A 6,345-nucleotide genomic window follows, 5' to 3' on the forward strand; every position below is an offset into this window, starting at 1 on the left:
TAATAAAACAAAAAGATTAACAGAATTAATTGTTAATCTTTTTGTCCTACTTTAGTGTGTGCACTTTTGCTGGTTTTAATTTAACCATTGATATACCTAATAAAACTGTAATAGCAACCTGAATAAGCAATCCGATAATTGATATACCTGGTAATCAAGACACAGGTTGTGCAATAAGAATCAAAGCAAAATTTGATATAGCAAAAGCTCTTGTTTTTGCTATTGTTTCATCTTTTTTAGCATCTTGCAATGTAATTGCAAAAATTGATATCAACATTGCTATAACTGATAAATATATAAAGATGTTCATAATTGTAAATACTGCATATGGTATACTGCTTGTAAAGACATATTCAGGGTTATATGAAAGTCTACCATATGCATTTACTGGTGTATAAATTAAAATAGTTGTTATTAATCAAAATAACATAGTTACTGAACTTAACACCAAAGTTGATAAGTTCATTTTAAACAGGGTTAATTTTCTTGACATAGTTCCTTTCTTTCTTAATGATAGAACAAAAAAAAAAAAAAAACAGAAAGCCAAAAATGTGGGCAATTTTCTGTTTATTTGTGAAATAAAATTTGTATATTTTCATATTCTAATGAAAAAGAGATAAAAATACATTATGCAGATTGATTATTATGTTGTGTATTATTCACAACATCTTGTTCATTTGAATCAGCAGATCATTCTAAAAGTGTGTCTAAAACTATCGGAATACCTTTTGGATCTTTTGATTCATTAAGTTTTTTATTTAATGAATAAATATCACTGTAACCTTTGAAATAAATAGGATTCTTAGGATCTGTTGATACATAAGCAATAATTAAACTAAAGTGCTTATTGTTTTCTTTAGTCTTTTGTTTTTGGTATGCTTCTACATATTCTTTATAAGCATTTTTGATGTATTCTGTTTTTGCTGGAGCATTTGTTGTGCTGTTATTTTGATTTAATGCTTTTACTTCAATATGTATTTCATGATTGTTGTATTTAATGATAAAATCAACAAAAGATGTTCTTAGTTCCTGATCTGCGATGTATTCAAAACCAATTCCTTTAAAAGGAATGTTTTTAGTAAACATAATTTCTACATTATTTTTATCATCAGATTTTGCTTTAGAGTGTTTATTATCTCAAGCATTTAACTTCTCGATAAAAATTTTCTCAGGTACTGAATCATAAACAAGTTCTAATTTATTTGAATCCTTTTGATTTGGATCAAGTTTTTCTTTTTTATATGCATAATTATTATTAAAAATCTCTTGGGTTCGCTCTTCTTGTAAGATTTGGATGCGCTCTTTTAATGTTAATTTGTCATCAACAGTAAAAACTAAGTTATTTTGTTCATTTTTTTGTTTCTTTAAACTTTTCTTTAAATTAACAAAAACTGGTAATTTAATTTGAATAAATAGATATCACAGCATTGTGTGATTGATTTGCTGATTAAGTTTATTTTCAGTAAAGAAATTATTGATGTGTTTTTTAATGTTTTGATTTAAATAATCTTTATGTTTTTTGAGTTCTTTTAGGTTAAAAATTTCAATTTCAATTAAATTTTTAACCTTATATGTAACAAAGTGTCCATCACCATAATCTCTTTTTTCAGCTACAATAAATTTATTTTGCTTAAATTCATTTAGTATATTTTGATATTCTTTTGTAAAATCATCAACTAAAAACTTATTTATCTCATCGATAGCTTGTTTTTGATATTCATTTTCATCAACTTCATTTCATTTAACAAAGTTTTCTATATGTCCAGAGATAAAGGTTTTGTTTTTATATTTATCCTTAAGAACAAGTTTTTGGTATTGTTGATCTTTAATGTCTACATTACTATAAATATAGTATTCTAATGCAGCACTGTTTGCTGGTAAGTTGTCAACAGGAACAGGATTTCTTTTAATTCTTCCTAATGTTTGTGTATTTAGTGTCCCTGAATACACATTACGCAGTTGCACTAACATACAAGCTCTAGGAATATTCCATCCTGTTGCGGGTCCAATTTTGAAAATGATAACATCAACTGGTGAATTATTTCTAGAGATATCAAAAAGTGTATCACCACCTGCTAATCTAATATTAGAATCTATTACAGTAAAACAATCAGATTTAGTGTTATCAAAATATTTAACTCATTTTAAGTTATTTTCTTCTAATACTTTGATAATCATATCGATGTTTTGATTAAATTTTGCACTTTTTTCTTTGTCTTTGCTATCGTTATTAACTTGAATTAGCATCGCTGCATTGATTCCGATGAGGTGGGGTTGATTGATGTTATCATTGTATTTTTGTTTGATTTCTTTAAACTTTTCACAAGCTTTTCTTAAAATGATTTCATCATCTAAAACATCTAAACTACTAATGTTGACATTATAGTTCTTTTTAGTTTTTAAAAGTTGTATATTATCATTTTGTAAACTTTGATGTTCAAGTTCCACTAAGTTTTCACCACTCTTAGGTGAAGCACTCATTTTTACCACAAATGCGGCAGCTGATTGCATTTTGGCTTCATAATTCTTTTCTTCTTCAGATTCGCGGATTTTAATGTCTGCATCTCCTCCGTGGTGTGCTTCATCGCGGATGTAGATAAGTTTGTATTTATTGTTTCTAATTTGATCTAAAAACTTATCTACTGCTCCGTAGATGGTATAAAGACTTTTGGCTGTAAATGATGAACTACCAGCAATAAAAACATTGTTTTCTTCAGCAAAAAACTCAAATGTTTGTTCGGTCTTCTTAGTTTTTGCTTTAGCAGAAGGGGATTCAAGTCGTTTGATTACCAAGTCTTTGTTTTTGATGTATTGTTTGTAATTATTAAAACTCTTTTCAAGTTGTTGAGGTAAACAAGCAGTTGAGAGAGTATTTATATAAAATACTAATTTTTCTTCAGGGTTATCTTTTGATCACTCAACAAGATGATCGATAAAATTTAAAATCATAAAAGTTTTACCAGAACCTGTTGGTGCTTTAAAAATTTGATAATCAACTGTATTGCTTTCTAAACTTGAAATAGCATAAGAAGTGAGTTCGCTAACAACTTCTGTTTGTGAATTAGTTAGTTCCATTATTCTCCTTTAATTTTCTTTGGTTTTTGTAATTTGTTGATATTCTTCTTCATTTAAAGGGATAATTTATTATCTTGTATTATCAAATATTCAGTTAGCTTACCATTTTTTCTAAATTAGAATATTCATATGCTAATCAAAACATTTCACTATCGATTCCGTTAGTTAATAATTCTTTATCTAAAATATTTTTTAGTTCGGTTGTTTTGTATGCTTTAATCATTTTTGACTCCTTGTATTGTTTATGCTTTATCTTTCTTGTGGATTTAAAGAAAGTAAATCATTTAATAAATTCTTTATATGATTTTGATTATTTATATCTAAATTAGGTATACCAAAATCTTTTAGTAATTGTATAAGTTTTTTAATTATGTTATCTGTTTCATCCTTAGTATCAGGTGAAACATCCATATATTCAATATCGTAGACATTTAAATTGGTTTTATAAGGTTTGTTTTTGTTGATTCATTCAAAAGTTTGATTATCTGTAGAGACACCATTGTTGATTCGATATAAACGTTCATAATTAACACTTTTTGCTATTTCATTTTGATTATTAGTTACAAGTGTATATGTTCTATTACCACCATCTTCTCTGTTTAAATCTAAAACAGCATGACCTGTGGTTCCGGAACCAGCAAAGAAGTCTAGAACGCGCGAATTGCCGCTTTTTTCAACAAGTTTTATTAAATATTTTATTAACCTTACAGGTTTAGGTGTATCAAAAGCATTTTTATATAAAATTTCATTAATTTCGTTTTTTGATTCGTGAGTATGTCCCACTACTTCAAAGTTCAATATAGTTTTTGAAATAAGATCTGAAACTTCATTCAAGTATCTTTTTAATGTTGGTCTTTTATTTTCATCATCAGGTAAAACAATTCTGTTTTCTTTTATAAGTTCATATATTTTTTCTTTATTAAATAGTCAACCTGAATTTTCAGGACACTTATAAGTTTTATTATTTCAGTGGATATCAAATTTATTTTTTGAGTTTTTAGTTAAATCTGTAAGTTTATAAAATCCTATTTCGTCTTTACCTTTGTAACGCGAATTAATTTTTTCATTTCTTTTTAATCTATTAAATTTTTTTAACTCTTCTTTATTCTTAGCATAACATAAAATATAATCGTGATTAACGGAAACAAACTTATTATTATTCTTTGGTGAATAATTTTTTTCTCAAATAAAATTAGCGACAAAATTTTCTTCACCATATATTTCGTCCATCAAAACTTTTAAATACGCTTGTTCATTATCATCGATTGAAACAAAGATAACCCCATCTTCTTTAAGTAGTTTCTTTGCTAATCTTAATCTTTCATTTAGTAAGTTTAATCAACCGTTTCTTGCATATTTATCACGGTAGTCTTTGGTATTTGCGGCAATATTTTCTTTGTCGTTTGCAATTCCGTTCCCATCTTCATAAGAACTTTCGGTGTTATAAGGAGGATCGATATAAATTACATCGTAATTATATGTAAGTCCCGCTCTCTCTCTCTCTCTCAATTACTATTAAATTCTTTAAAGCATCATAGTTTTCACCTATAATTAGGGTGTTATCCTTTGTCTTTGATTCTTTAAAATCAAAGGATAATTCTTCATTTCTTTTTAGTAAAGCAATACTTTGAGTATTAGATTCTGGTGCTGCATCAAAGCGAAATCCGATTTTGATTCTTTGAGCAATGAACTGGAAAACATATTCTAGTCGACTCTCATCAAATTTCTTAATTATTTCTATTGCTAAATTCTTTTGATCAGCATTTAGTTGTTTAGATGAAATTCTATTAACTTCATCTAAATATTTTTGTTGTAATGGTGTTAAATTTATATCTGCTTTCATAATTCTCCTTAATATTTAAATATTTTACTACATATTATTTAACAAACGATTAAAGAGATGAATATATGGATTATTTTGCGAATTAAATTTCAAATTAAAGATTATAAAATAACTAAGATAAAATTTATTACTTGTTTGTTATATTTTGTGGGTTTAAAGCAAGTAAATCATTTAATAAATTCTTTTCATCTGATTCATTGTTTATATTAAGATTATTTATTCCAAAATCTTTTAATACATCAAGAAGTTTTTCAATAATTTCTTTAGTATCTTGCTTTGTGTTTGGGTTAATATCGATATGTTCTATTTCAAAAACATTTAAATTAGATTGATATGGTTCATTCTTTACTCATTCAAAACTTTCACCTTTTGTTCCAACACCTTTATTTATTCTATATAAACGTTCATAATTTACATCAATAGCAATATTATTTTCGTTATTTGTAACTAGTGTATAAGAACGATTACCACCATCGCTTTTATTTAGTTCCAAAACAGCATGACCTGTTGTTCCGGAACCAGCATAAAAGTCTAGGATTCTAGAATTAGATTTATTAATTAATGAAATTAAATATTTTATTAATTCTATTGGTTTTGGTGTTGGGAATTTTAAATTAACTTCACTTATATCATTGTTACCATCTTTTGTTCATATACCAGATATAAATGTATATGGTAGTTTTATAATACTATATGGAGCTTTTCTTTCGTTATTAAATATTTTAGCGACTAAATGCTTACCAGGAAATTTTTTAAAAGGTACCAGCATAAAATTAACATCATCAATAAGCTTATCTCATTCTTCTTTCTGTTTTGGTGATAAATCTTCATATGCTTTATTTCTATGCTTATAAGTCCCATCTTTTTTACCAAATTGATTTCTTATAATATCATCATTTATATAAATATCATCACCGTTTTTATTTCTATATTTTCTAAAACCACTAAGAGTGTTGTTTTCAGCAGAAAGAGAAATATTTTTAATATTTTTTGTATAAACCAATATATATTCATGACCTTCATAAAAAATTGAGTTTAATCCACCACCAGATTTCTTTTGCCATATAAAACAACTTACAAAATTCTCTTCTCCAAATATTTCATCCATTAAAACTTTTAAATATGCCTGCTCATTATCATCGATTGAAACAAAAATTACTCCATCATCTTTGAGAAGTTTTTTAGCTAATTTCAATCTTTCATTCATCATATTTAATCACCCGTTTCGGGTGTATTTATCACGGTAAATAAATCTTTTTGCAGCGACATTTTCTTTATCATTTGCTAATTTATTACCATCATTTAAAGAACTTTCAGTGTTATAAGGAGGATCGATATAAATTACATCGTAATTATATGTAAGTCCCGCTCTCTCTCTCTCTCTCTCTCAATTACTATTAAATTCTTTAAAGCATCATAGTTTTCAC

Annotated in this window: 6 protein-coding genes; all 6 read right to left on the minus strand. The window is 26.5% G+C overall.

The genetic code is table 4. The features are described from left to right. Positions 1 to 46: 46 nt before the first annotated feature. Positions 47 to 493 (minus strand): hypothetical protein, encoded by a 447-nt coding sequence (locus ACXYRN_RS04065; protein WP_458607761.1) that lies wholly within the window; start codon positions 491 to 493, stop codon positions 47 to 49. 134 nt (positions 494 to 627) lie between these two features. Next, the gene (locus ACXYRN_RS04070) at positions 628 to 3,075 is read right to left on the minus strand and encodes a DEAD/DEAH box helicase family protein (protein WP_458607762.1); all 2,448 of its coding nucleotides are present in this window, start codon (positions 3,073 to 3,075) and stop codon (positions 628 to 630) included. Between the two features lie 94 nt (positions 3,076 to 3,169). Continuing rightward, positions 3,170 to 3,298, minus strand: coding sequence for a hypothetical protein (locus ACXYRN_RS04075; protein ID WP_435129165.1), 129 nt, complete (start codon positions 3,296 to 3,298; stop codon positions 3,170 to 3,172). Positions 3,299 to 3,324: 26 nt separating this feature from the next. Then, positions 3,325 to 4,584 (minus strand): site-specific DNA-methyltransferase, encoded by a 1,260-nt coding sequence (locus ACXYRN_RS04080; protein ID WP_458607763.1) that lies wholly within the window; start codon positions 4,582 to 4,584, stop codon positions 3,325 to 3,327. Next, positions 4,550 to 4,918: a hypothetical protein gene (locus ACXYRN_RS04085; protein WP_458607764.1), complete on the minus strand. Its 369-nt coding sequence runs from the start codon at positions 4,916 to 4,918 to the stop codon at positions 4,550 to 4,552. Before ACXYRN_RS04085 ends, ACXYRN_RS04080 begins: the two co-directional genes overlap by 35 nt. 127 nt (positions 4,919 to 5,045) lie before the next feature. Further along, on the minus strand, positions 5,046 to 6,345 hold a 1,300-nt coding region (locus tag ACXYRN_RS04090; RefSeq protein ID WP_458607765.1), incomplete at its 5' end, for a DNA methyltransferase.

This window comes from Mycoplasma sp. 4423 (assembly GCF_054353855.1).